The organism is Ramlibacter sp., from assembly GCF_035548915.1.
Lineage (GTDB): Bacteria > Pseudomonadota > Gammaproteobacteria > Burkholderiales > Burkholderiaceae_C > Ramlibacter.
This window is the reverse complement of sequence record NZ_DASZSE010000018.1, coordinates 61,682-82,844: the sequence shown is the minus strand read 5'-3', so window position 1 is coordinate 82,844 and position 21,163 is coordinate 61,682. Positions and strand designations below refer to the sequence as shown.

The window sequence follows — 21,163 nt, the reverse complement described above, 5'->3', positions numbered from 1 at the left end:
TCAAATTCGGATGGGGAGCGGTTCGCGTCGCGCCGCTGCCTGCAAGGCAGCTGAAGGCTTCGAATGAATCGGCCGGATCAGCTTCCGGCCGCCTCGCCTTCCTGGGCCGGCGAGAAATTCACCGCCCGGCCGGGCACGATGGTCGAGATGGCGTGCTTGTACACCATCTGCGTCACCGTGTTGCGCAGCAGCACGACGTACTGGTCGAAGGATTCGATCTGGCCCTGCAGCTTGATGCCGTTGACCAGGTAGATCGAAACCGGTACGTGCTCGCGGCGCAGGGTGTTCAGGAACGGGTCTTGTAGTAGCTGCCCTTTGTTGCTCACGATATTCTCCGTGTTCTGGAATGTTGTTGGAGCTTGCACATTACCACAGCAGGGGGGCAGCGCAAGTAGGCCGAAGCGGCCTGCCGAGCTCATTTGGAGCGGTTTCGGGTTCTTTTCAAGGTCTTGTCCCGCGCTTGCGTGTTGCCGGGTTGGCGGGTGGCCGCCCTACTCTTTTTGCGCGTACGGATTCTTCGACGTGCGCATCTCGATCCTGAGCGGCGTGCCGGCCAGGTGGAATTCCTTCCTGAAGCGGCCCTCGAGGAAGCGCTTGTACGCATCGGTGACGTGTTCGAGCGAATTGCCGTGCACGACGACCACGGGCGGGTTCATCCCACCCTGATGCGCGTAGCGCAGCTTCGGCCGGAACATGCCCGATCGCTTGGGCTGCTGGAACTGCACGGCTTCGTGCAGCAGCCGCGTGAGCACCGGCGTGCTCATCTTCACCATCGCCGACTTGTAGGCCTGGGTGATCGAGCTCCAGAGCGGTGCGATGCCCTGGCGCTTCTTCGCCGAGATGAAGTGCAGGTCGGCGAACTTCAGGAAGGCGAGGCGCCCCTCCACCTGCCGGCGCACCAGTTCGCGCTGGTAGTCGTCCACCGCGTCCCACTTGTTGATGGCCAGCACGACCGCGCGGCCCGATTCGAGGATGTAGCCCGCGATGTGCGCATCCTGCTCGGTCACGCCCTGCGTCGCATCCAGCAGCAGCAGCACGACGTTGGCCGACTCGATCGCCTGCAGCGTCTTCACGACCGAGAACTTCTCGATCGCCTCGAACACCTTGCCCTTGCGGCGCAAGCCGGCCGTATCGATGAGCTCGAACTTCTGGCCGTGGCGCTCGAACGGCACCGAGATGGCATCGCGCGTCGTTCCGGGCTGGTCGTAGGCGACGAGCCTTTCCTCGCCGAGCCAGGTATTGATGAGCGTCGACTTGCCGACGTTCGGCCGGCCCGCCACGGCCAGCTTCACGATGCCGCTTTGCTGCGCCTCGGCGGCCTGGTCGTCGATCTCGGGCAGATTCAACGGCTCGAACGCCTGCTCCACGAGACTTCGGATGCCCTGCCCGTGCGCCGCCGAGACGGGCATGACCTCGCCGAGCCCGAGCTCGTAGAACTCCGTGAGCTGCACGCCTTCCTGCATGCCTTCGGCCTTGTTGGCCGCGAGCACCGTGGGCTTGCCGAGTTTGCGCAGGTAGCCCGCGATGTCGTGGTCCTGCGCCGAAAGGCCCGCCCGCGCATCGAGCACGAAGACGACGACGTCGGCTTCGGCCACGGCCTGGCGAGTCTGCTTGGCCATCTCGCTGTAGATGCCGGTTTCCGCCGTCGGCTCGAAGCCGCCGGTATCGATCACGATGAATTCGTAGCGGCCCTGCTTCGCGTTGCCGTAATGCCGGTCGCGCGTGAGTCCCGCGAAGTCCGCGACGATCGCGTCGCGCGACTTCGTGAGCCGATTGAAGAGCGTCGACTTGCCGACGTTGGGGCGGCCCACGATGGCCATGACGGGTTTCACGGTGACCGCCCGGAAATTTCTCTACTGGGGAACGAAGCCGTACACGCCGCCGTTGCGCGTGACCACGACGAGCGTGTTGCCCGCGACCACGGGAGCGGCCGCGATCGCCGAGCCGTCGGTCGCGAGGCGATTCAGCAGCGTCCCGTTTTCCCTCGAGAGAAGGTGCACGTAGCCGAAGCTGTCGCCCACGATGACCGAGCGGCCGAGCACGAGCGGCGCGGTGAGGCCGCGATGCAGGAGCGCATCGACGACCCAGGCGCGCTGGCCGCTGTCGCGCTTCCAGGAGATCACCTTGCCGTCGCTTTCGGTCCCGAACACGTTCGTCGCGTCGCCGTGGATGCCTTCGGCGCCATCGGCCTTCTGCGTCCACAGCAGCGTGCCTCTCGACGCTTCGACGCAGCCCACGGCCGTCTGGAACGCACGCGCGCAGACCACGTTGCCGACCCGGCTCACCCGGCCCACGAGGTCCACGAGCCGCTCGACGTCGTTGATGCCCCGCGGGCTCGCGATCGCCGCTTCCCAGCGCGCGCTGCCGCTGGCGGGATTGAGGCCCGCGAGCCGGCCGCTTTGCCCCACCACGAGCGTGTCGCCCACCGCGAGCATCACGCCCGCCTGGTGCAGCACGAGCGGCTCGCCGGGCCTTTGCGTGGACCAGAGCTTCGCGCCGGTGCGGCCGTCGAAAGCCGTCACGGACCGGTCGGCCGCGAGCACGAAGACGCGCGCGCCCGCCACGAAAGGCGGCGTGTAGCCTTGGGCCGGCAGCCGCTGGCGCCAGAGTTCCTTGCCGTCGGCGAACGTCACGACTTCGTTGGCGTGCGTCACGACGGAGGTGAGCGTTCCGTCGCTGCCGACACCCGCGGCGATGGGCGCGCCCGCGCTCGCACGCCAGAGCTCGCGCCCGCTCGCGGCATCGAGCGCGATCACCGTGCCCGCACCGTTGGCGAGATAGGCGGTTTCGCCCACCACCTGCACGGACAGCGGGAAGTCCACCTTGCCGATGGCCGCCGTCCACGCCTGGCGCACCTGCAGCGTATTGGGGTTGGGCTGCAGTTCCGCGGGCTTCGGCAGGTCGGAGCCCGCGAGCTTGCCGATGAGCGGCAGCGACTTCAGCTGCGAGCAGCCGGCCACGAGCGCGAACGCCGCGGCCAGGAGGATCGAGCGGGAAAGAAACGGAATTCGAATCATGACTTCGCCTGCGCGGCTTCGTTGTTCTTCTGGGCGCGCGGGTCGACGCCCAGCGCGTTGAGTTTCACCTCGACGAGGTTGCGGTAGTCCGCTCGCTCGTCCATGCCCTGCCAGGCCTTCAGGTATTCGCTCCTCGCCTCGGCCGGCTTGCCCTGAAGCGAATAGATGTCGCCGCGGCGGTCGGCCGCGAGCGCCTCGAAGGATTTCGGCATGCCCGAGAGCTGCTTCAAAGCCTCGTCGTACTGTTTCGCATCGGCGAGCACGCCCGCGAGCCGAAGCTTCGCCACGGCCTGGTAGCCTTCGTCCGACGACTTCTCGGCGACCCAGGCGAGATCGGCCCTCGCTGCGTCGGGCTTGCCCTTGTCCATCATCACCTTCGCCGCGGCCAGGCCCGCTTGCTGCGCGAAGACCGTGCGGCCGAACTTGTCCCGGATGTCGCTGAAGGCGCGCTCGACGCGCGCCGTGTCCCCGGCGGCGGCCGCGCGCTCGACCTCGTCGTAGAGCGCCGAAGCCTGCGCCGCCTGCGTGCGCTGCCAGTACTGCCAGCCGTTCCAGCCCGCGATGGCCGCGAACACGGCGATCAGCACCCAGGTGATGAAGTCGCCGTACTGGTTCCAGAAGTGCTTGAGCTGGTCAAGCTGTTCCTGTTCTTCGAGGTCGAGGTGTCGGGAGGACATGCGTTACCTTGCCCCGGGAGCCCGGGGGAGTCGAGCCTGCGATTGTATTCAGGACTTCAGGGAGGCGGCCCACGCCGCCACGTCGGCCATCGGCCTTGGCCATTGCGCGCCGGTGCCGTCGCGAAGTGCCTTCACCGTCACCTGGCCGCTCGCCAGTTCGTCGGCGCCGAAGATGAGCGCATAAGCCGCTCCGCTCGCATCGGCGCGCTTAAGCTGGTTCTTGAGCGCTCCGCCGCCTGCGTGGGCCACCACGTCGAGCCCCGCGGCGCGCAGCGCTTCGAGCACCGGCAGGGCGCGCACGGGCGCGTCGTCCGCGGCGAAGACGGCATAGGCATCGGGCGCGGCGTCCGGCCCTTGCAGACCGAGCGCTTCGAGCAGCAGCAAAAGCCGCTCGATGCCCAGCCCGAAGCCGATGGCAGGCGCGCTCTTGCCGCCCATCTGCTCGATGAGGCCGTCGTAGCGGCCGCCGCCGCAGATGGTGCCCTGCGAGCCCAGGCGGTCGGTGATCCACTCGAACACGGTGCGGTTGTAGTAGTCCATGCCGCGCACGAGCCGCGGGTTCACCCGGTAGGGTTGGCCCGCCGCCTCGAGCATGCGGCAAAGCGAATCGAAGTGCGCGCGCGAAGCTTCTCCGAGGAAGTCGATCAGCTTCGGCGCGGATTCCACCGCCTGCTGCATCGCCGGGTTCTTGGTGTCGAGGATGCGCAGCGGGTTCGTGTGCAGCCGCGCCTTCGCCTCCGCGTCGAGCGCGTCGGCGTGCCGCTCGAAGTGGCGCACGAGCGCTTCGCGGTGCGCCCGGCGCTCCTCGGGGTCGCCGAGCGTGTTGATCTCGAGCCGGTAGTGGTCGCCCTCGATCAGGCCCAGTTCGCGCCAGAGCGCGCGGCCCGCGAGGATCAGCTCGGCATCGACGTCCGGCCCGGCAAGGCCGAGCGCCTCCACGTCGAGCTGGTGGAACTGGCGGTAGCGGCCCTTTTGCGGCCGCTCGTGGCGAAACATCGGCCCGGCCGTCCAGATGCGCAGCGGCCCGTTGTAGAGCGCGTTGTGCTCGACCACCGCGCGCACGATGCCCGCCGTCGCCTCCGGGCGCAGCGTGAGGCGGTCGCCGTTCATCGAGTCGACGAAGGAATACATCTCCTTCTCGACGATGTCGGTCACCTCGCCCAGGCCCCGCACGAAAAGCTGCGTGGGCTCCACGACCGGCGTCACGATGTACTGGTAGCCGTAGCGGGCCATCACGCGGCGCACCACGTCGTCGAACCACGCCCAGGTGGTGTTGCGCGGCAGGACCTCCTTGCGCGGCACGCTCGCGGGCAGGATGTCGTTCATGCCTTTGACGGCACTCAGTTTCTCGGCCATGGGATGTCGTCGCCTCAGGCGTTCGCGTTCGCGTGCCCGAAGCGCTTTTCGATGTAATTCTCGACGATGCGGTGGAATTCGGCGGCGATGCCCTCGCCGCGCAAGGTGAGCGCCTTCTGGCCGTCGATGAAGACGGGCGCGGCCGGCGACTCGCCCGTGCCCGGCAGGCTGATGCCGATGTCGGCGTGCTTGCTCTCGCCGGGGCCGTTCACGATGCAGCCCATCACGGCCACCTTCATCTTCTCGACGCCCGGGTACTTCGCGCGCCACACGGGCATGTTGGCGCGCAGGTGATCGTCGATCTGCTTGGCGAGTTCCTGGAATGTCGTGCTCGTCGTGCGGCCGCAGCCCGGACACGCCGTCACGCTCGGCACGAAGCTGCGCAGGCCGAGCGCCTGCAGTATTTCGGAGGCGATCACCACTTCCTGCGTGCGCGACTCGCCCGGCTGCGGCGTGAGCGACACGCGGATCGTGTCGCCGATGCCTTCTTGCAGCAGGATGCCGAGCGCCACCGACGACGCGACCGTGCCCTTCGTGCCCATGCCGGCTTCGGTGAGCCCGAGGTGCAGCGGATGGTCGCAGCGGCGCGCGAGCTCGCGATAGACGGAGATGAGGTCCTGCACGCCGCTCACCTTGCACGAGAGGATCACCTGCTCGGGCCGCATGCCCAGTGCCACGGCCTCGCGGCCCGATTCGATCGCGGACGTGACGAGCGCCTCGTACATGACGAGCTTCGCGTCCCACGGATCGGCGCGCAACGCGTTTTCGTCCATGAGGTGCGCGAGCAGTTCCTGATCGAGGCTGCCCCAGTTCACGCCGATGCGAACGGGCTTGTCCCACTGCAGCGCGGCCTCGACCATCTGCGCGAACTGCCGGTCGCGCTTGTCGCCCTTGCCGACGTTGCCCGGGTTGATGCGGTACTTCGACAGCGCCTCGGCGCAGGCCGGATAGTCGGTGAGGAGGCGGTGTCCGTTGTAGTGGAAGTCGCCGATGAGGGGCACGTCGATGCCCATGCGATCGAGCTGCTCGCGGATGTAGGGCACCTGCTGGGCGGCTTCGGGTGTGTTGACCGTGATCCGCACGAGTTCGGAGCCCGCGACGGCGAGTTCCTTCACCTGGATCGCGGTGCCGATCGCATCGACCGTGTCCGTGTTGGTCATCGACTGCACGCGCACCGGCGCGTCGCCGCCGACCGTGACCACGCGCGAACCCCACGCCACGCGGCCCTGGCGCGAGCGGCGCGGCTGCGGCAGCGCGGCGTCGATCGGCAAGCAATCCATTGAGTCCATCAATTCACCTCGAACCGGGCTACATTGTCGCGCGTGACCGGGGTCGTGTCATAAGGCTTGCCGCGCACGAGGACATCGGTGGCCGGCGCGCTGCCCACGATCACCTTCAGCGGCAGGCTGCCGCTCGCGCCGGCCGTTTCGCCGGCTTCCATGAGTCTGCGCAGGACGGTGGTGCCGTTCGCATCGCGCACTTCGACCCATGACTGCGAATGGGCGCGGAACACGACGACGCCGCTGGCGGCGGCCTGCAGCGCCGAAGCGGAGGAAGAAGCGGAGGAAGAAGGCGCGGCCGATGCGGGCTGGACGGGCATCGGCACGGATGCAACGCTTGCACCGTTGGCCGGCGGCATGGCTGCGGCAGGCGCGGCTGCCACGGTCGAAGGCGCGGGCGAAGGGCTCGCGTTCGAAGGTGTCGCAGCCGCGGGCTGCGCGGGCAAGGGCGTCGCAGCCGATGCGCCCGCCGCCGGCGCGAGCGACGGCGCGGCGGCTTCGGGCGGCGGCACCGGTGCCGTCTGCGCCGAAGACGGCTTCGGCCCTTGCGCCGTCCGCACGGCCTGGGCATCGTCGCGGCGCATCGTCGGCAGAAAGAGGATCACGAGCGAGCCGACGAGCAGCGCCACGACGGCCAGCACCACGGGCCGCGAGAGCTGGTCCGTCCAGGTCTGGCTCGGGCCGTCGCCCGGCGCGCGGAACGGCTCGTTGATGCCGTCTCCCGTCTGCACGAGCCGGGGCTTCGCGCCCTGCGGCAGCCGTTCGAGCACGGGCTGCGGATCGATCTTCAGCGTGCGGCACACGCTGGAGGCCAGCGCCCGCACGAAGACGGCGTCCGACAACTGGTCGTAGCGGTCTTCCTCCAGCGCCTCGAGCTTGCGCACCGGCACTTTCAACGACACCGCGAGCGTCGCGATGTGAAGCCCCGCCGCCTCGCGCGCGCGGCGCATCATCGCGCCGGCGCTGTCGCCCTCGGCCGGCCCCGCGGCCTGGGCCGCGTCATTCATCGAAGGCACCCCGGTCGTAGGCCTCGCGTTCGTGCGACTGCGGAAAGCGCCTGCGCAGCACGTCGCCGAGCTGCTGCATCGCGCGCTCGTCGTTCATGCGCCGCTCGACCTTGATGCCGAGCCAGAGCGACTCCGCGTTGGCGAGTTCGCTGTTGTTGAGGCGGCGGATGTAGAACTGGGCTCGCTTGAAGTCGCCGCGCTTGAAAAGCAGGTTCGCGAGGTTGTAGCCGGTGACGGGATTGCCCGCGTCGAGCTCGTAGGCCCGCGCGAGGCTGCGCTCGGCCTCCTCGTTGCGGCCGCCGCGCGCCTGGCACACGCCGAGCGCCATCAGAGTCTTCGCCCGCTCCGCGTACAGCGGATTCGCGAGCGCCGCGTCGAAGCTGCGGATCGACTCGTCGTAGCGCTTTTCCTGGCACTGCAGCCAGCCCAGGTTGTGCAGCGTGTTCGGGTCGCGCGAGTTGAGGGCGAGCGCGCGCCTGAAGCTGTCCTCGGCCTGGCGCATGTCGTTCAGGCGCATGAAGATGAGCCCGCGCAGGTTGTAGACGTCCGGGTAGCTCGGGTCGGCCGCGAGCGCCTGCTTCACCTCGTCGAGGGCGACATCCGTCTTGCCCTGCTGGAAGTAGCCGGTGGCGAGCTCGAGGCGGATGCGCGCGCGGCGGCGGCTTTCGGGTTCGTCCGAAGACGTCATCACGTCGGCGCTGGCCGTCGTCTGCTGCTGCGATGCGCACCCGCAGAGCGTGAAGGCGCCCGCGAGCGCGGCGCCTGCGGCGAGGACCGCCACGCCGCGCCGCAACCATGGCCGCCATCGCTGCCGTCCCCAAGTGCTCGTCATACGCTCTTTCCGTCTCCAACGTGTCCGCGCACCGGCTTCAGCATCACGGTGCGCTGGCGCGCGATGCGCTCGTCGACCCGCGTGCGGTCCCGCACGTCGCCGGCCAGCTGGCCGCAAGCGGCGTCGATGTCGTCGCCGCGCGTCTTGCGCACAGTGGTGACGATACCAGCATCGAGCAGGATTTTCGCGAATGCCTGCACGCGCTGTTGCGGCGAGCGCACCAGGCCCGATGCGGGAAACGGATTGAACGGGATCAGGTTGAACTTGCACGGGATGCCGCGAGCGCGCACGAGCGCGACGAGCTCGCGCGCATGTTCGGCCGTGTCGTTCACGCCGTCGAGCATGCAGTACTCGAACGTGATGAAGTCGCGCGGCGCGGCTTCGAGATAGCGCATGCACGCATCCAGCAGCTCGCCGATCGGGTGCTTGCGGTTCAGCGGCACGAGCTTCTCGCGCAGTTCGTCGCTGGGCGCGTGCAGCGACACGGCCAGCGCCACGGGGCAATCCGCGCGCAGTCGGTCGATCATGGGCACCACGCCGGAGGTCGAAACCGTGAGGCGGCGGCGCGAGAGGCCGTAGCCGTGGTCGTCGAGCATCGTGCGCAGCGCGGGCACGAGCGCGCCGTAGTTCTGCAGCGGCTCGCCCATGCCCATCATCACCACGTTGGAGATGACGCGGTCCTGCGTGCCGAGCTCGCGGCGCAACGTGTGCTCGGCGTACCAGAGTTGCGCCACGATCTCGCCCGTGGTGAGGTTGCGCGAGAAGCCCTGGTGCCCCGTGGAGCAGAAGCGGCAGCCGACCGCGCAGCCCGCCTGCGAGGAGATGCAGAGCGTCGCGCGGTCGTCTTCGGGGATGTACACGGATTCGACCGCGTTGCCGCCGCCCACGTCGAAGAGCCACTTGATGGTGCCGTCGGCGGAGTCGTGCCTTTCGAGCACGCGCGGCGCTTCCACGCGCGCCGCGGATTTCAGCTTCTCGCGCAGCGACTTCGCGAGCTCGCTCACGCGCTCGAAGTCGGATTCACCGCGCTGGTGTATCCAGCGAAAGAGCTGGACGGCGCGAAAGCGCTTCTCGCCCAGCTGCTCGCAGAATGCGGCCAGACCCTCGAGATCGAAGTCGAGCAGGTTGGCCGTCATCGCATGGGGGTCAGCGTGAATAGATGCTCATGCCGGGAAAGAAGAAGCTCACTTCCACGGCGGCGGTCTCGGGCGCGTCGGAGCCGTGGACCGCGTTCGCGTCGATGCTCTCGGCGAAATCGGCACGGATGCTCCCGGCGGCGGCCTTCTTCGGATCGGTCGCGCCCATCAGGTCGCGGTTCTTCTGGATCGCGCCTTCGCCTTCGAGCACCTGGATCATGACCGGGCCGGAGATCATGAACTCGACCAGGTCCTTGAAGAAGGGACGCTCCCGGTGCACGGCATAGAACTGCTCGGCCTCGCGGCGCGACAGGTGGGCCATGCGGGCGGCAACGATCTTCAGGCCGGCCGCTTCGAAGCGCGCAAGGATCTGGCCGACGACGTTCTTGGCCACGGCGTCGGGCTTGATGATGGAAAGGGTGCGTTCGAGGGCCATCGTGTTCTTCCGTGAGCGGTGTTCTGTTGAGGCGGTGTTTTGTTGGGGTTTCACCGCCGGTGAAAAGTTCGGCAAAGCCCGTGATTTTAGCAGTAAGGAGAAATGACTCGCCCGGATGAGCCACCGAAGGCGCGACTCATCGGCCGCGCCCGCCGCGGCGCTGTCCGCCGCCGCCTCCACCACCGCCGCCTCCACCACCGCCGCCTCCACCACCACCGCCTCCACCCGCACCCCCGCCTCGACCCCCACGGCCGCCGCCTTGCCCCTGGCGATGCCGCGTGAAACTGTCTGCGCCGATGTAGCCGAACGAGGTCTTCATCGGATCGGGCTGGCCCGCGCCCGCGCCACCACCACCGCCGCCGCCGCCACCTTGCTTGCGGCGGTTCTGGTTGCCAGCGGCCTTCGGCGAGGGCTGCCCGCCGCCTTGCGGGCGCGGGCCGCCGTCATTGCGGTCACCCCGGTTGCCGCCGCGCCGTCTCCTGCCGCGACCACCCGGCCCGTGCTCGGCTTCGCCCTCGCCTTCATGGCGGGACACCCCGGGCCCGCCCGCCGCGTGCGTGAGCGCGCGGATGTCGCGATCGTCCAGCTCCACCCAGGCGCCGCGCTTCAGCCCGCGCGGCAGCACCATGGCGCCGTAGCGGATGCGGATGAGCCGGCTCACCGCGTGGCCCGTGGCTTCGAAAAGGCGCCTTACCTCGCGATTGCGCCCTTCGCTGATCGTCACGCGGTACCAGACGTTCGAGCCTTCGCCGCCGCCATCGTCGATCGAGCTGAACTGCGCGCGGCCGTCCTCGAGGTCGACGCCTTCGAGGAGCCTTTGCTTCTCCTCGGCCGCGAGCGCACCGAGCACGCGCACCGCGTATTCGCGCTCGAGCCCGAATCGCGGATGCATGAGCCTGTTGGCGAGTTCGCCCGAATTGGTGAAGAGCAGCAGCCCTTCGGTGTTGAGATCGAGCCGTCCCACCGACTGCCACTTGCCCTGCGGCAGTTTCGGCAGCTTGCGAAACACCGTCGGCCGGTTCTGCGGATCGTCGTGCGTCACGACTTCGCCCACGGGCTTGTGATAGGCGATCACGCGCGCGGGCGGCGGTGCGATGCGCACGCGGATCGGCTTGCCGTTCACCTTGATCTGGTCGCCGAACTGGATGCGCTGGCCGATGTGCGCGGGTTCGTTGTTGACGGAGATGCGCCCTTCCATGATGAGCTGTTCCATCTCCAGGCGCGAGCCGAGCCCCGCCTGCGCGAGCACCTTGTGCAGCTTGGGCGTCTCGGGCTGCGGCGTGAGCACGCGCTTGGGCGGCGCGGCGTCGCCCTCATCCTCGGCATCGAAGCGGCCGGACACGACGTCGGCGAACCGGTCGGCGGGTTGCGCGGCCGCCTTCGCTTGCACGGGCTGCGCCTCTTGCAATGCTTCCTCGCCTTCCTCGCCTTCCTCGCCTTCCCGGCCTTCCTGCGCGCCCTCTTCGGCGGCGAGCGGATCCTCGGGCGCTTCGGCTTCGGCGACGCGTTCCGGCGGCTCGGGATGGGCCCGGCCGGCGACCGCGGCTTCTTCGGCATCGATGGCGGGGACGGCGGGGACGGCGCTGTCGCCGGCAGGGATCGGGTTCATGCTCTGAGCGGTTCGGCGTCGGGCGCCTCGGGGTGGGGTTCGTCTTGCGTGGGCGCGGGCGCGGCGGCAACCGCTTCGTCCGGCGTCACTTCGATCGCGAGCGCGGGCTGCAGCGGCTCCCCGCTGGCGTTGCCGAGGGCCTCGACAATGCCCGCGTGCTGTCCGGGAGCCGGCAGCTCGGGCAGCTGGTCCAGCGAGTGCAGGCCGAGATCGTCCAGGAACTGCCGCGTGGTCGCATACAGGGCCGGGCGGCCCGCGGCCTCGCGGTGGCCGATGACTTCGACCCAGCCGCGGTCTTCGAGCTGCTTCAGGATCTGCGTGTTGATCGTGACGCCGCGGATTTCTTCCATGTCGCCGCGCGTGACCGGCTGGCGGTAGGCGATGATCGCGAGCGTCTCGAGCGTGGCGCGGCTGTATTTGGGCGGCTTCTCGGGATGCAGCCGGTCGAGGAATTCACGCATCTCGGGCCGGCTCTGGAAGCGCCAGCCGCTCGCCACGCAGACGAGCTCCACGCCGCGCTGCGTCCACTCGTCGCGCAGTTCTTCCAGCAGCGCCTTCACGCTGTCCGCGGCGAGCTCGTCGTTGAAGAGCGTGCGCAGCTCGCGCAGCGAAAGCGGCTGCTGCGTGCAGATCAACGCGGTTTCGAGGACGCGCCTGGCATCCGCCGTATTCATGTCTTTGTCGGTGATCCGTCGAAGGCGCCTTCAGGCGCTCATCTTTTCAAGGCCAAAGGGGGCAAGGTCTACCGGCGGCACGCGCCGCTCGCGGCGGCCGCCAAGGGGACGGGCTCATCCACCGTTGCCGTGTTCAGGAGCCGTCCGGTTCATTGTATCGCAGGCCCCAGGAATGCAAGGCCTCCCGCAGGTCGGCGGGCAACGCGGAATGGAACGCGAGCGGCTCGGCCGTCACGGGGTGCTCGAAGGCGAGCCGATACGCGTGCAGCGCCTGGCGCGTGAGCCCCGCGGCAGGCGCGCCTCCATAGAGCGCATCCGCCACCAGCGGATGCCCGATGTGCGCCATGTGCACGCGGATCTGATGCGTTCGGCCGGTTTGCAGCGTGGCGCGCACGCAGCAGCCGGATTCGCCGTTGGCAAGCAGCTCGATCGACGTGGATGCGGGCTTGCCCGGATGGCGCGCGGTGTCGACCACCGCCATGCGCAGGCGATTGCGCGGATCGCGGCCGATGGGTGCGTCCACGAGACGCTGCGCGGGGCCTTCCCAGGCGCGATGCGCGAGCGCGATGTACTGCCTCGCCACCTTGCGCGCGCCGATCATCGCGACCAGACGATCCATCGCCTCTCGCGAACGCGCGACGACCATGAGGCCGCTCGTGTCCTTGTCGAGCCGGTGCACGATGCCCGCGCGAGGCAGCGCCGCGAACCGCGCGTCGCGAGCCAGGAGCGCGTTCAGCAGCGTGCCGCTCCAGTTGCCGGGCGCCGGATGCACGACGAGCCCCGCGGGCTTGTCGATGACGAGCAGATGCCTGTCTTCGTGGACGACCGCCAGCGCGATCGCTTCCGGGCGAAAGGCCTGGCTCTGCGGCGTGGGCCGCAGCACGACGGCGAGCGAATCGCCCGCGCGCACTTTCTGCGAGGCCCGGCCGGCGGCCTTCTCGCCCAGCGTGACTGCGCCGCCGTCGATGAGCTGCCGCAGATAGCTGCGGGAGAATTCGGGCACGAGCGCGGCGAGCGCCCGGTCGAGCCGCTCGCCGTGCTGGGACGCGGCGATCGTGAATGCGCGGACTTCCGAGTCGGCCCAGGCTTCGACAGCGATATCCGCTTCGGCGTCGGCCGCTTGTCGGTCGTCGGCTCCTATAATGGCCCGGCCCTGTTTCAAGAGAGTTGCGCGTGATGTTTCGAGGCGGATTATCGATGGTCGCCCTGTCGGGTGCGCTGGCTTGCGTCTTTTCCGCCGGCTGCGCGAGCACGGACGACGACAAGACGGCGCAGTGGAGCCCGAACAAGATCTACGCCGAGGCGAAGGACGAACTGAGCTCCGGCAGCTACGACAAGGCGATTCCGCTTTTCGAGAAGCTCGAGGGCCGCGCCGCGGGCACGCCGCTTGCGCAGCAAGCTCAGCTCGAACGCGCGTATGCGCAGTGGAAGTCGAACGACCAGGCCGCGGCGCTCGCGACGCTCGACCGCTTCATGAAGCTGCACCCGGCCAGCCCCGCGTACGACTACGCCCTCTATCTGAAGGGCGTCGTGAACTTCAACGACAACCTCGGGATCTTCGGCTTCATCGCCCGCCAGGACCTGTCCGAGCGCGACCAGATGGCGTCCAAGGAAGCGTTCGAGTCCTTCAAGGAACTCGTGACGCGCTTTCCCGACTCGAAGTACACGCCCGACGCGCGCCTGCGCATGACGTACATCGTCAACTCGCTCGCCGCGTACGAGGTGCACGTCGCGCGCTACTACTACGCCCGGGGCGCTTACGTGGCCGCGATCAACCGCGCCCAGGCAGCGCTCACGGACTACCGCGAAGTGCCCGCGCTGGAAGAGGCGCTCTTCATCATGATGAAGTCCTACGATGCGCTCGGGATGACGCGCCTGCGCGACGACACGCGCCGCGTGATGGAGCAGAGCTACCCGAAGAGCGACTACCTCACCAAGGGCGTCAAGTCCACGCAGGCGCCGTGGTGGAAGTTCTGGTGAGCGCGGCAAGCGCTTCAAGGTAAGCCTCGCGCGTTTCGAGCCGCCGCATCGGCGGCAAAGCCGCCATGAGGCGGCGTCCGTACGACATCGTCGCGAGCCGCGTGTCGCACACCGCCAGCACGCCCTTGTCGGTTTCGCGCCGGATGAGGCGCCCCGCCCCCTGCTTCAGCGCGACGGCCGCTTCGGCCACGAAATACTCGTTGAAGGGATTGCGGCCCTGCGACTGCAGCCGCTCGGTGCGCGCTTCCACGAGCGGATCGTTCGGCGGCGGAAACGGGAGCTTGTCGATGATGACGAGCTGCAGTTCGTCGCCGGGGACGTCCACGCCTTCCCAGAACGACGCGGACGCCACGAGCAGGCAACCGGGCGCGCCGTGGGTGGCGCCTTCGCGGAAGCGTTCGATGAGCCGGCGCTTGGGCCACTGACCCTGCACCAGCACCTCGAGCGCGGGAGACCCTTCGTAGCGGCGCTGCAGCGCTTCGCCGATGGTGCGCAGCGCCCTGAGCGTCGTCGTGAGCACCATCGTGCGTCCGCCCAGCCGTTCGGCGCTCTCGGCCGCGAGCGCGGCCACGGCCTCGCTGTGGCCCGCCTCGCTCGGCCGGGGCATCTCGCGCGGCACGTAGACGCCCGCCTGCGACGGATAGTCGAAGGGGCTTGCGACGCGCCTCACTTCGGCGTCGCCCAGGCCGCAGGGTTCGGTGAACCACGATAGGCGCTCGTCGTCGCCGAGCGTGGCCGACGTGAATATCCAGGACCGTCGCGACGGCTCGGCATCGTTCTTCGCGCCGAGCATCTTGCCTTGCACCGCTTCCGCGATGTCGAGCGGCGACTCCACGAGCCGCAGCTGCGTGCCGACGTCGAGCCACCGCACCGAACCCTCGGCCGCGCGCCGCTGGAACTGATCGCAGCGTTCGGCGAGCGCCGCGGCGCGTTCGTGCAGGCGGACGAACTCCGGCGAGAGCTCGCTTACCGTGTCGAGCCCGGCGCGCGCTTCTTCCAGCGTGCGCGCGAGCTCGCCGAGCGCGCCTTCCCATGCGTCCTCGCGCACTTCGTCCGGCGCGCGCCCGAGCCAGCGCAGGCGCGTGCCGTTGCCCTGCCGCCCGACCGCGAGGCGCAGGTCGCGCGTCGCTCGCTCGACGGCGCCCGCGAGATGCTGCCAGTCCACGAGCCCCCGCGCATGCTGCAGGCCCGCGGCCAGCATGTCGCGCGCGAAATCGATGAGCTGCCCCGTGCCGAGCTGCCGCCCGAGAAACTGCACGCCCGTCTCGTTGAGCTGGTGCGCCTCGTCGAAGATCGCCACCCGCACGGTGGGCAAAAGCTCCGCCATGCCCGATTCGCGCACCGCGAGGTCGGCGAAGAAGAGATGGTGATTCACGACGACGACGTCCGCGGCGAGCGCGTCGCGGCGGGCGATGTTCACGTGGCAGGAGCGGAACTTCGGACACTGCGAGCCGAGGCAGTTCTCCCGCGTGGACGTGACGAGCGGAATCACGCTCGAGCGTTCGTCGAGCCCGGGCATCTCCGCGAGGTCGCCCGTGCGGGTGGCCTTCGCCCACTCCTCCACCTTGGCGAGCGCGCGCTCCCCGAACCGGTCGAGCCCGGCGTCGTGCCGGGCCTGCTCCATGCGATGCAGGCACAGGTAGCTGCCGCGTCCTTTCAGCAGTGCCGTGCGCACGGGCAGCCCGAGCGCCTGCGCGAGTCGCGGGAGATCGCGGCCGTAAAGCTGGTCCTGCAGGGTCTTGGTGGCGGTGGAAAGCAGCACCTTCTCGCCGCAGAGCAGCGCCGGAACGAGGTACGAAAAGGTCTTGCCGACGCCCGTTCCGGCTTCCACGACGAGCGCGCCGCCCGACTCGATGGTGCGCGCGACGGCCAGCGCCATCTCGGTCTGCCCCGAGCGCGGACGGAAATGTTCGGCCGCCCGCTCGAGCGCGCCCCCGGGCGCGAAGGCCTCGAGGGCCAGAGCTTGCAGGCCCATCACGCGGGCTCTTTGGGGTCGAGGATCAGTTCCAGCCGCGAGATCTCGTCGCGCAGGGCGAGCCGGCGCTTTTTCAGCCGTCGCATCATCAGTTCGTCCATCGGGCTTTGTTCGGATGCCCGGTCGATCAGGGCATCGAGGTCGGCATGCTCCATCCTGAGCTCGATCAGGCGCCTCTCGGGAGAATGCAGGTTGGATTCCAAGGAATGTCGTGCGGGCGCGGCACCCGGTCGGGTACATTCGATAATACGTCTTTCGAAGGTAATAATCGAGCGCAGCGTCCGGCGACGCATTCCACACGCAGCATGGCATCCAAAGGCTATCGACTCACCGCTTCCACGGGCATCCACAAGGGAGACCGCGAGTACCAGCAGGACCAGCTCGCGCTCCTGTCGCACCCGCGCGTGAGCGGCTGCGTGTTCGGCGTGATCGCCGACGGCATGGGCGGCCGCAGCGGCGGGCGCAAGGCCTCCGACCAGGTGATGCTCACCTGCAAGCAGCTCTTCGAGCGCTATTCCCCCGACCATGACGACGCGCCGTCGCTGCTCAAGCAGATCGTGCAGGAGGCGCACCTCGTCATCAAGCTCACGGCGATTTCGTCGGAGCAGGAGCCCCACAGCACGATCGCCGCGTTCCTCATCAATCCCGACGGCGAATGCCACTGGGTGCACGCGGGCGACTCGCGCATCTACCACTACCACGGCAACCGGCTCGTGAAGCGCACGATGGATCACTCCTACGTGCAGACGCTCGTGGACCGCGGCGAGCTCACCGAGGAAGAAGCCAACGTCCACCCGCAGTCGAACATCCTGATGGGATGCCTGGGCGCCGAGGAGGACCCGCCCGCGGACCTGCACACGATCGAGCAGCTGAAGCCCGGCGACATCCTGCTCGCCTGCAGCGACGGCGTGTGGCACTACTTCAGCCCCAACGAGCTCGGCTCCGTGCTCTCGTCGCTTTCGGCGCGCGAGGCGACCGAGTTCCTCATCGAGAAGGCCCGTTCGCGCGCGCGAGGCGGCGGCGACAATCTGTCGCTCTTGGTCGTCAAGCTGGAACCCCTCGAAAGCTGAAAGCGGATTCATGAAAGTCACAGTCATCGGGACCGGCTACGTCGGTCTCGTCACCGGAGCCTGCCTCGCCGACGTCGGCAACGAGGTCATGTGCCTCGACGTCGACCCGGCACGCATCGCCGCGCTGAAGGACGGCATCGTGCCGATCCACGAGCCCGGCCTGCCTGAAATCGTCGGACGCTGCGCGGCGGGCGGCCGCCTGCACTTCACCACCGACACGGCCGAAGCCACCGCCTTCGCCGAACTGCAGCTCATCTGCGTGGGCACGCCGCCGGATGAGGACGGCTCCGCCGACCTGCGCTACGTGCTGGCGGCGGCACGCTCGATCGCCGAGCACGCGCACGGCTACAAGGCCGTCGTGACGAAAAGCACCGTGCCCGTGGGCACGGGCGACCGCGTCGCGGCCGCGCTGCGCGAAGTGCTTGAGTCTCGCGGGCTCGAGGCCGACTTCGACGTGGCCTCCAACCCCGAATTCCTGAAGGAAGGCGCGGCGGTGGAGGACTTCATGCGGCCCGACCGCATCGTGGTCGGCGCGGATACGCAGCGCATGGTCGGCCTGCTGCGCCAGCTCTACGCGCCTTTTCAGCGCAATCACGAACGCATGGTCGTGATGGACGTGAAGAGCGCCGAGCTCACCAAGTACGCGGCCAACGCGATGCTCGCCACGCGCATCAGTTTCATGAACGAGATGGCGAACCTCGCCGAACTCCTGGGCGCCGACATCGAGATGGTGCGCAAGGGGATCGGCTCGGACCCGAGGATCGGCTTCGACTTCCTCTATCCCGGCTGCGGCTACGGCGGCTCGTGCTTTCCGAAGGACGTGCAGGCGCTCCTGCGGCTCTCGCACGGTCACGAAGACGGCGAGCTGCGCGTGCTCGACGCCGTCCACCGCGCCAACGCCGCGCAAAAGCAGGTGCTGCCGCGCAAGGTGCTGCGCGAATTCGGCGGCGACATCCGCGGCAAGCGCATCGCGATCTGGGGGCTCGCCTTCAAGCCGAACACCGACGACATGCGCGAAGCCCCCAGCCGCGACATCGTGCGGACCCTGCTCGACGCAGGCGCTTCGATCTCCGCCTACGATCCCGTGGCCCGCAAGGAAGCCGAACGCGTGATGGCGGGTCTGCCGCGCCTCACGCTCGCAGATTCCGCGATGGAAGCCGCGACGGGCGCCGACGCGCTGGTCGTGGTGACGGAGTGGAAGGAATTCCGCAGCCCCGACTTCGCGCAGCTGAAGTCCGTGCTGAAGCGGCCGCTCGTTTTCGACGGCCGCAACATCTTCGATCCCGCGACGATGCGGCAACTCGGGTTCCGCTATTTCGGCATCGGCCGGCCGTGAAGCTGCTCGTCACCGGCGTCGCAGGGTTCATCGGCATGCACGCGTGCCGCCGGCTTGTGGCCGACGGCCATGAAGTCACGGGCATCGACGACCTCAACGCGTACTACGATCCGGCGCTGAAGCACTCGCGCCTCGAGCAGCTGCAGGGCCTGCCGCGCTTTCGCTTCGAGCGAGCGGACATCGCTCACCGCGAGGCGATGGAGGCGCTCTTCGCCGAAGGCGGCTTCGAAGCCGTGGTGCACCTCGCCGCGCAAGCGGGCGTGCGCTATTCGCTCGACGCGCCCTTCGCGTATGCCGACAGCAACCTTCGCGGCATGCTGTGCGTGCTGGAAGGCTGCAGACGCCAGGCGGTGAAGCATCTCGTGTACGCGAGCAGTTCCAGCGTCTACGGCCGCAACACGAAAGTTCCGTTCAGCGAAACGGATGCCGTGGACCATCCTTCGAGCCTCTACGCGGCGACGAAGCGGGCCGACGAGCTGATGGCCGAGGCCTACAGCCACCTCTATCGCATTCCGGCGACGGGCCTGCGCTTCTTCACCGTGTACGGCCCTTGGGGGCGCCCGGACATGGCGTATTTCCTGTTCACGCAGGCGATCCTCGCGGGCCAGCCCATCAAGGTGTTCAACGAAGGCCGCATGCAGCGCGACTTCACGTACATCGACGACGCCGTCGAAGGCATCGTGCGCGTGCTCGCCCTGCCGCCGCAAGGCGCGGAAGGCGCGTCACCCCATCGCGTGCTGAACCTGGGCAACAGCCGCCCGCAGCCGCTCGACACCTTCATCGCGCTGCTGGAAAAGCATCTCGGCCGCACCGCCCAGCGCGAACTGCTGCCGATGCAGCCGGGCGACGTGGAGAGCACGTTCGCGGACATGAGCGCGATGCGCGCGCTCACCGGGTTTCATCCGGCGACGGCGCTCGACGAAGGGCTCGGGCGCTTCGTGGCGTGGTATCGGCAGCACTACAACGTCTGATACGCCCTAAGACGACGCCGCGGCCTTCGGCAGAGGCGCCGCCAGTGGTTTCTTGCGATCGGCCTCGCGCTTTTGCGCGCGCGCACGGTGCTCGGCCGCTTCGCGCTGCCGCTTTTCGAAAGCCCGGCGGTTTTCTTCGGCCTTCGCCGCCTGCGCCGCGGCATCCTTCGCCTTGGCCTTGCGTTCGCTCGCCGGCGGCTTCGCCGCGTGGCCGCTTTCTTCGCGCTGCTTCCTGGCCGCCTTGTCGGTCTGGCGCGATTCACGCTCGCGGAACTGCTGCAGCGATTCGTCGCGCTTGCGCAGCGCGTCGTGCTCGCGCGAGGAAGTCTCGCGTTCCTGCAGGTCCCGCAGCTTCTCGGCGGCCTTGCGCTTTCTCTCCATGTCATTCAGCGTGATCTCCTGCCGGCGCAGTTCGGCCATCGCCTCGCGATGGCGCGCGCGCGCGGCGGCCACGCAATCCGTCACCGCGAATTTCGCGCGGCACTCCTTTTCCTCGGCCGCCAGCCTGGCTTCGATGGCCTCGCGTTCGCTCGCGATGCGGTTGCGCTCCGCGGGCACGTCGATGCCCTGGGCGGCCGCGGCGAGCGCACCGAAGCAAGCGAAGCAAGCGAAGCAAGCGATGGCGATCTTCTTCATGTGAGGCGCGTGTCGACGGCCCGGTGCTCCAGCGCGAGGAATTCGGCCGACTGCATCTCGTGCAGCCGCGACACCGTGCGCGGGAACTCGTGGGCGAGCGGTCCTTCGGTATACAACGCTTCGGGCTCGACCTGCGCCGACAGAATCAGCTTGACGCGGCGGTCGTACAGCACATCCACGAGCCAGGTGAAGCGCCGCGCCTCCGACGCGAATCGCGCCGACATCCGCGGCACGTCGCTCAGCAGCAGCGTGTGGAACTGCGTCGCGATCTCCAGATAGTCGTTCTGCGAGCGCGGGCCGCCGCAAAGCGTCCTGAAATCGAACCACACCACGCCGCCCGCGCGCCGGCGCGCGCGGATTTCACGATGCTCGATGTGCAGCACCGGGCTTTCGTCGCGCATTTCCGCCAGGCGTGTGAAGGCCGCGTCCATCGCCGCGTCGGCCTCGGGCCCGAGCGGTGCGTGGTAGAGCTTCACCTGCTCCATCGTGCGGCGCCGGTAGTCTGTGCCATTGTCCACGTCGATGACTTCCAGCTTCTCGTTCAGGAGCGCGATGGCCGGCAGGATGCGGTCGCGATGCAGGCCGTTGGGGTAGAGGTCGTCCGGCTTGAAGTTGGACGTGGTGACGAAGCCCACGCCGTTGCTGAAGAGGGCATCGAGCAGCCGGTGCAGGATCATGGCGTCGGTGATGTCGGCCACGTGGAATTCGTCGAAGCAGATGAGCCGGTGGCGCCGCGCGATGCGCACGCCCAGCTCGTCGAGCGGATTGACGGTGCCTTGCAGCTCCGCGAGTTCGCGGTGCACCTCGCGCATGAATTCGTGGAAGTGCAGCCGCGTCTTGCGCGCGACCTGCACGGCCTGGAAGAAGCAGTCCATGAGGAAGCTCTTGCCCCGCCCCACCCCGCCGTACATGTAGACGCCGCGCGGGATCTCGGGGCGGTGGATCAGCTTCTTGAAGAGGTTGGACCGCTGCTCGCTGAACTCGGCCCAGTCGTGCGCGCAGCGGTCGAGGGCGTCGACAGCTCGCAACTGCGCGGGGTCGCTCTCGTAACCCCTTGCGGCGAGTTCGGCCTCGTATACTGCCTTGACACTCATTCGGGTTCTGGACGCGGAGGACGCAGAGGTTGCGCAGAGGACGCGGAGGAATGCATCGGGAAGATTCTCTGCGCCCT

At 68.5% G+C, this 21,163-nt stretch carries 21 protein-coding genes; 4 read left to right on the top strand and 17 right to left on the bottom strand.

Annotated elements, in window-relative coordinates:
• Positions 1-77: 77 nt before the first annotated feature.
• The 13 genes from hfq to VHA82_RS04450 form a co-directional block, all read right to left on the bottom strand.
• Entirely contained in the window at positions 78-326 is a 249-nt protein-coding gene (hfq, locus tag VHA82_RS04510; RefSeq protein ID WP_325540692.1) for an RNA chaperone Hfq, read from the bottom strand.
• A 165-nt stretch (positions 327-491) separates the two neighbouring features.
• Complete coding sequence (gene der, locus VHA82_RS04505) at positions 492-1,832, bottom strand: ribosome biogenesis GTPase Der (RefSeq protein WP_325540690.1); 1,341 nt, start codon at positions 1,830-1,832, stop codon at positions 492-494.
• Positions 1,833-1,853: 21 nt separating this feature from the next.
• A complete protein-coding gene (gene bamB, locus VHA82_RS04500; RefSeq protein ID WP_325540688.1) occupies positions 1,854-3,017 on the bottom strand; it encodes an outer membrane protein assembly factor BamB in 1,164 nt (387 codons plus the stop codon).
• Positions 3,014-3,694: a tetratricopeptide repeat protein gene (locus VHA82_RS04495; RefSeq protein WP_325540686.1), complete on the bottom strand. Its 681-nt coding sequence runs from the start codon at positions 3,692-3,694 to the stop codon at positions 3,014-3,016. The genes bamB and VHA82_RS04495 overlap by 4 nt, the downstream gene beginning before the upstream one ends.
• Before the next feature lie 48 nt (positions 3,695-3,742).
• A complete protein-coding gene (gene hisS / locus VHA82_RS04490) occupies positions 3,743-5,050 on the bottom strand; it encodes a histidine--tRNA ligase (protein ID WP_325540684.1) in 1,308 nt (435 codons plus the stop codon).
• A 14-nt stretch (positions 5,051-5,064) separates the two neighbouring features.
• A complete protein-coding gene (gene ispG, locus VHA82_RS04485) occupies positions 5,065-6,330 on the bottom strand; it encodes a flavodoxin-dependent (E)-4-hydroxy-3-methylbut-2-enyl-diphosphate synthase (RefSeq protein WP_325540682.1) in 1,266 nt (421 codons plus the stop codon).
• An 8-nt stretch (positions 6,331-6,338) separates the two neighbouring features.
• Positions 6,339-7,337 (bottom strand): helix-turn-helix domain-containing protein, encoded by a 999-nt coding sequence (locus VHA82_RS04480; protein WP_325540680.1) that lies wholly within the window; start codon positions 7,335-7,337, stop codon positions 6,339-6,341.
• Entirely contained in the window at positions 7,330-8,169 is an 840-nt protein-coding gene (gene pilW, locus VHA82_RS04475; RefSeq protein WP_325540678.1) for a type IV pilus biogenesis/stability protein PilW, read from the bottom strand. The genes VHA82_RS04480 and pilW overlap by 8 nt, the downstream gene beginning before the upstream one ends.
• Complete coding sequence (gene rlmN / locus VHA82_RS04470; protein WP_325540676.1) at positions 8,166-9,305, bottom strand: 23S rRNA (adenine(2503)-C(2))-methyltransferase RlmN; 1,140 nt, start codon at positions 9,303-9,305, stop codon at positions 8,166-8,168. The genes pilW and rlmN overlap by 4 nt, the downstream gene beginning before the upstream one ends.
• Before the next feature lie 10 nt (positions 9,306-9,315).
• On the bottom strand, positions 9,316-9,741 hold the full coding sequence (gene ndk, locus VHA82_RS04465) for a nucleoside-diphosphate kinase (protein WP_325541061.1): 426 nt from the start codon (positions 9,739-9,741) through the stop codon (positions 9,316-9,318).
• A 136-nt stretch (positions 9,742-9,877) separates the two neighbouring features.
• On the bottom strand, positions 9,878-11,350 hold the full coding sequence (locus VHA82_RS04460) for a pseudouridine synthase (protein WP_325540673.1): 1,473 nt from the start codon (positions 11,348-11,350) through the stop codon (positions 9,878-9,880).
• Positions 11,347-12,024: an SMC-Scp complex subunit ScpB gene (gene scpB, locus VHA82_RS04455; RefSeq protein WP_414708623.1), complete on the bottom strand. Its 678-nt coding sequence runs from the start codon at positions 12,022-12,024 to the stop codon at positions 11,347-11,349. The genes VHA82_RS04460 and scpB overlap by 4 nt, the downstream gene beginning before the upstream one ends.
• A 133-nt stretch (positions 12,025-12,157) precedes the next feature.
• A complete protein-coding gene (locus VHA82_RS04450) occupies positions 12,158-13,186 on the bottom strand; it encodes an RluA family pseudouridine synthase (protein WP_414708622.1) in 1,029 nt (342 codons plus the stop codon).
• Between the two features lie 14 nt (positions 13,187-13,200).
• Between VHA82_RS04450 and VHA82_RS04445 the strand changes: the two genes are divergently transcribed.
• Complete coding sequence (locus VHA82_RS04445) at positions 13,201-14,004, top strand: outer membrane protein assembly factor BamD (RefSeq protein WP_414708621.1); 804 nt, start codon at positions 13,201-13,203, stop codon at positions 14,002-14,004.
• Here the strand turns inward: VHA82_RS04445 and VHA82_RS04440 are convergent.
• Both VHA82_RS04440 and VHA82_RS04435 read right to left on the bottom strand, forming a co-directional pair.
• Positions 13,967-15,979, bottom strand: coding sequence for an ATP-dependent DNA helicase (locus VHA82_RS04440; protein ID WP_325540669.1), 2,013 nt, complete (start codon positions 15,977-15,979; stop codon positions 13,967-13,969). The two genes, VHA82_RS04445 and VHA82_RS04440, sit on opposite strands and share 38 nt — an antisense overlap.
• Positions 15,979-16,182 (bottom strand): YdcH family protein, encoded by a 204-nt coding sequence (locus tag VHA82_RS04435; protein WP_325541057.1) that lies wholly within the window; start codon positions 16,180-16,182, stop codon positions 15,979-15,981. Before VHA82_RS04435 ends, VHA82_RS04440 begins: the two co-directional genes overlap by 1 nt.
• A gap of 102 nt (positions 16,183-16,284) precedes the next feature.
• Between VHA82_RS04435 and VHA82_RS04430 the strand changes: the two genes are divergently transcribed.
• Genes VHA82_RS04430 through VHA82_RS04420 form a run of 3 tightly spaced genes read left to right on the top strand, consistent with a single transcriptional unit; the run spans position 16,285 to position 19,356 of the window.
• Entirely contained in the window at positions 16,285-17,049 is a 765-nt protein-coding gene (locus VHA82_RS04430; protein ID WP_325540667.1) for a PP2C family protein-serine/threonine phosphatase, read from the top strand.
• A 10-nt stretch (positions 17,050-17,059) separates the two neighbouring features.
• Positions 17,060-18,385 (top strand): UDP-glucose/GDP-mannose dehydrogenase family protein, encoded by a 1,326-nt coding sequence (locus tag VHA82_RS04425; protein ID WP_325540665.1) that lies wholly within the window; start codon positions 17,060-17,062, stop codon positions 18,383-18,385.
• On the top strand, positions 18,382-19,356 hold the full coding sequence (locus VHA82_RS04420) for an NAD-dependent epimerase/dehydratase family protein (RefSeq protein WP_325540663.1): 975 nt from the start codon (positions 18,382-18,384) through the stop codon (positions 19,354-19,356). The genes VHA82_RS04425 and VHA82_RS04420 overlap by 4 nt, the downstream gene beginning before the upstream one ends.
• Positions 19,357-19,362: 6 nt before the next feature.
• On the opposite strand, the gene VHA82_RS04415 is transcribed toward VHA82_RS04420, so the two are convergent.
• Together VHA82_RS04415 and zapE are read right to left on the bottom strand one after the other, a co-directional pair.
• Positions 19,363-19,992 carry a hypothetical protein gene (locus tag VHA82_RS04415; protein ID WP_325540661.1) on the bottom strand — a complete coding sequence of 210 codons (630 nt, stop codon included), beginning with the start codon at positions 19,990-19,992 and terminating at the stop codon, positions 19,363-19,365.
• Positions 19,989-21,086, bottom strand: a complete 1,098-nt coding sequence (zapE, locus tag VHA82_RS04410) for a cell division protein ZapE (RefSeq protein WP_325540659.1) — start codon at positions 21,084-21,086, stop codon at positions 19,989-19,991. Before zapE ends, VHA82_RS04415 begins: the two co-directional genes overlap by 4 nt.
• Positions 21,087-21,163 lie beyond the last annotated feature (77 nt).

What these genes read in the sequence shown, in the direction of transcription:
- pilW (WP_325540678.1), bottom strand. Translation starts at nt 8,169, where the DNA reads ATGACGAGCACTTGGGGACGGCAGCGATGGCGGCCATGGTTGCGGCGC.
- scpB (WP_414708623.1), bottom strand. Translation starts at nt 12,024, where the DNA reads ATGAATACGGCGGATGCCAGGCGCGTCCTCGAAACCGCGTTGATCTGC.
- VHA82_RS04430 (WP_325540667.1), top strand. Translation starts at nt 16,285, where the DNA reads ATGGCATCCAAAGGCTATCGACTCACCGCTTCCACGGGCATCCACAAG.
- ispG (WP_325540682.1), bottom strand. Translation starts at nt 6,330, where the DNA reads ATGGATTGCTTGCCGATCGACGCCGCGCTGCCGCAGCCGCGCCGCTCG.
- zapE (WP_325540659.1), bottom strand. Translation starts at nt 21,086, where the DNA reads ATGAGTGTCAAGGCAGTATACGAGGCCGAACTCGCCGCAAGGGGTTAC.
- VHA82_RS04425 (WP_325540665.1), top strand. Translation starts at nt 17,060, where the DNA reads ATGAAAGTCACAGTCATCGGGACCGGCTACGTCGGTCTCGTCACCGGA.
- ndk (WP_325541061.1), bottom strand. Translation starts at nt 9,741, where the DNA reads ATGGCCCTCGAACGCACCCTTTCCATCATCAAGCCCGACGCCGTGGCC.
- VHA82_RS04445 (WP_414708621.1), top strand. Translation starts at nt 13,201, where the DNA reads ATGTTTCGAGGCGGATTATCGATGGTCGCCCTGTCGGGTGCGCTGGCT.
- VHA82_RS04460 (WP_325540673.1), bottom strand. Translation starts at nt 11,350, where the DNA reads ATGAACCCGATCCCTGCCGGCGACAGCGCCGTCCCCGCCGTCCCCGCC.
- hisS (WP_325540684.1), bottom strand. Translation starts at nt 5,050, where the DNA reads ATGGCCGAGAAACTGAGTGCCGTCAAAGGCATGAACGACATCCTGCCC.
- VHA82_RS04440 (WP_325540669.1), bottom strand. Translation starts at nt 15,979, where the DNA reads ATGGGCCTGCAAGCTCTGGCCCTCGAGGCCTTCGCGCCCGGGGGCGCG.
- VHA82_RS04480 (WP_325540680.1), bottom strand. Translation starts at nt 7,337, where the DNA reads ATGAATGACGCGGCCCAGGCCGCGGGGCCGGCCGAGGGCGACAGCGCC.
- bamB (WP_325540688.1), bottom strand. Translation starts at nt 3,017, where the DNA reads ATGATTCGAATTCCGTTTCTTTCCCGCTCGATCCTCCTGGCCGCGGCG.
- VHA82_RS04415 (WP_325540661.1), bottom strand. Translation starts at nt 19,992, where the DNA reads ATGAAGAAGATCGCCATCGCTTGCTTCGCTTGCTTCGCTTGCTTCGGT.
- VHA82_RS04495 (WP_325540686.1), bottom strand. Translation starts at nt 3,694, where the DNA reads ATGTCCTCCCGACACCTCGACCTCGAAGAACAGGAACAGCTTGACCAG.
- rlmN (WP_325540676.1), bottom strand. Translation starts at nt 9,305, where the DNA reads ATGACGGCCAACCTGCTCGACTTCGATCTCGAGGGTCTGGCCGCATTC.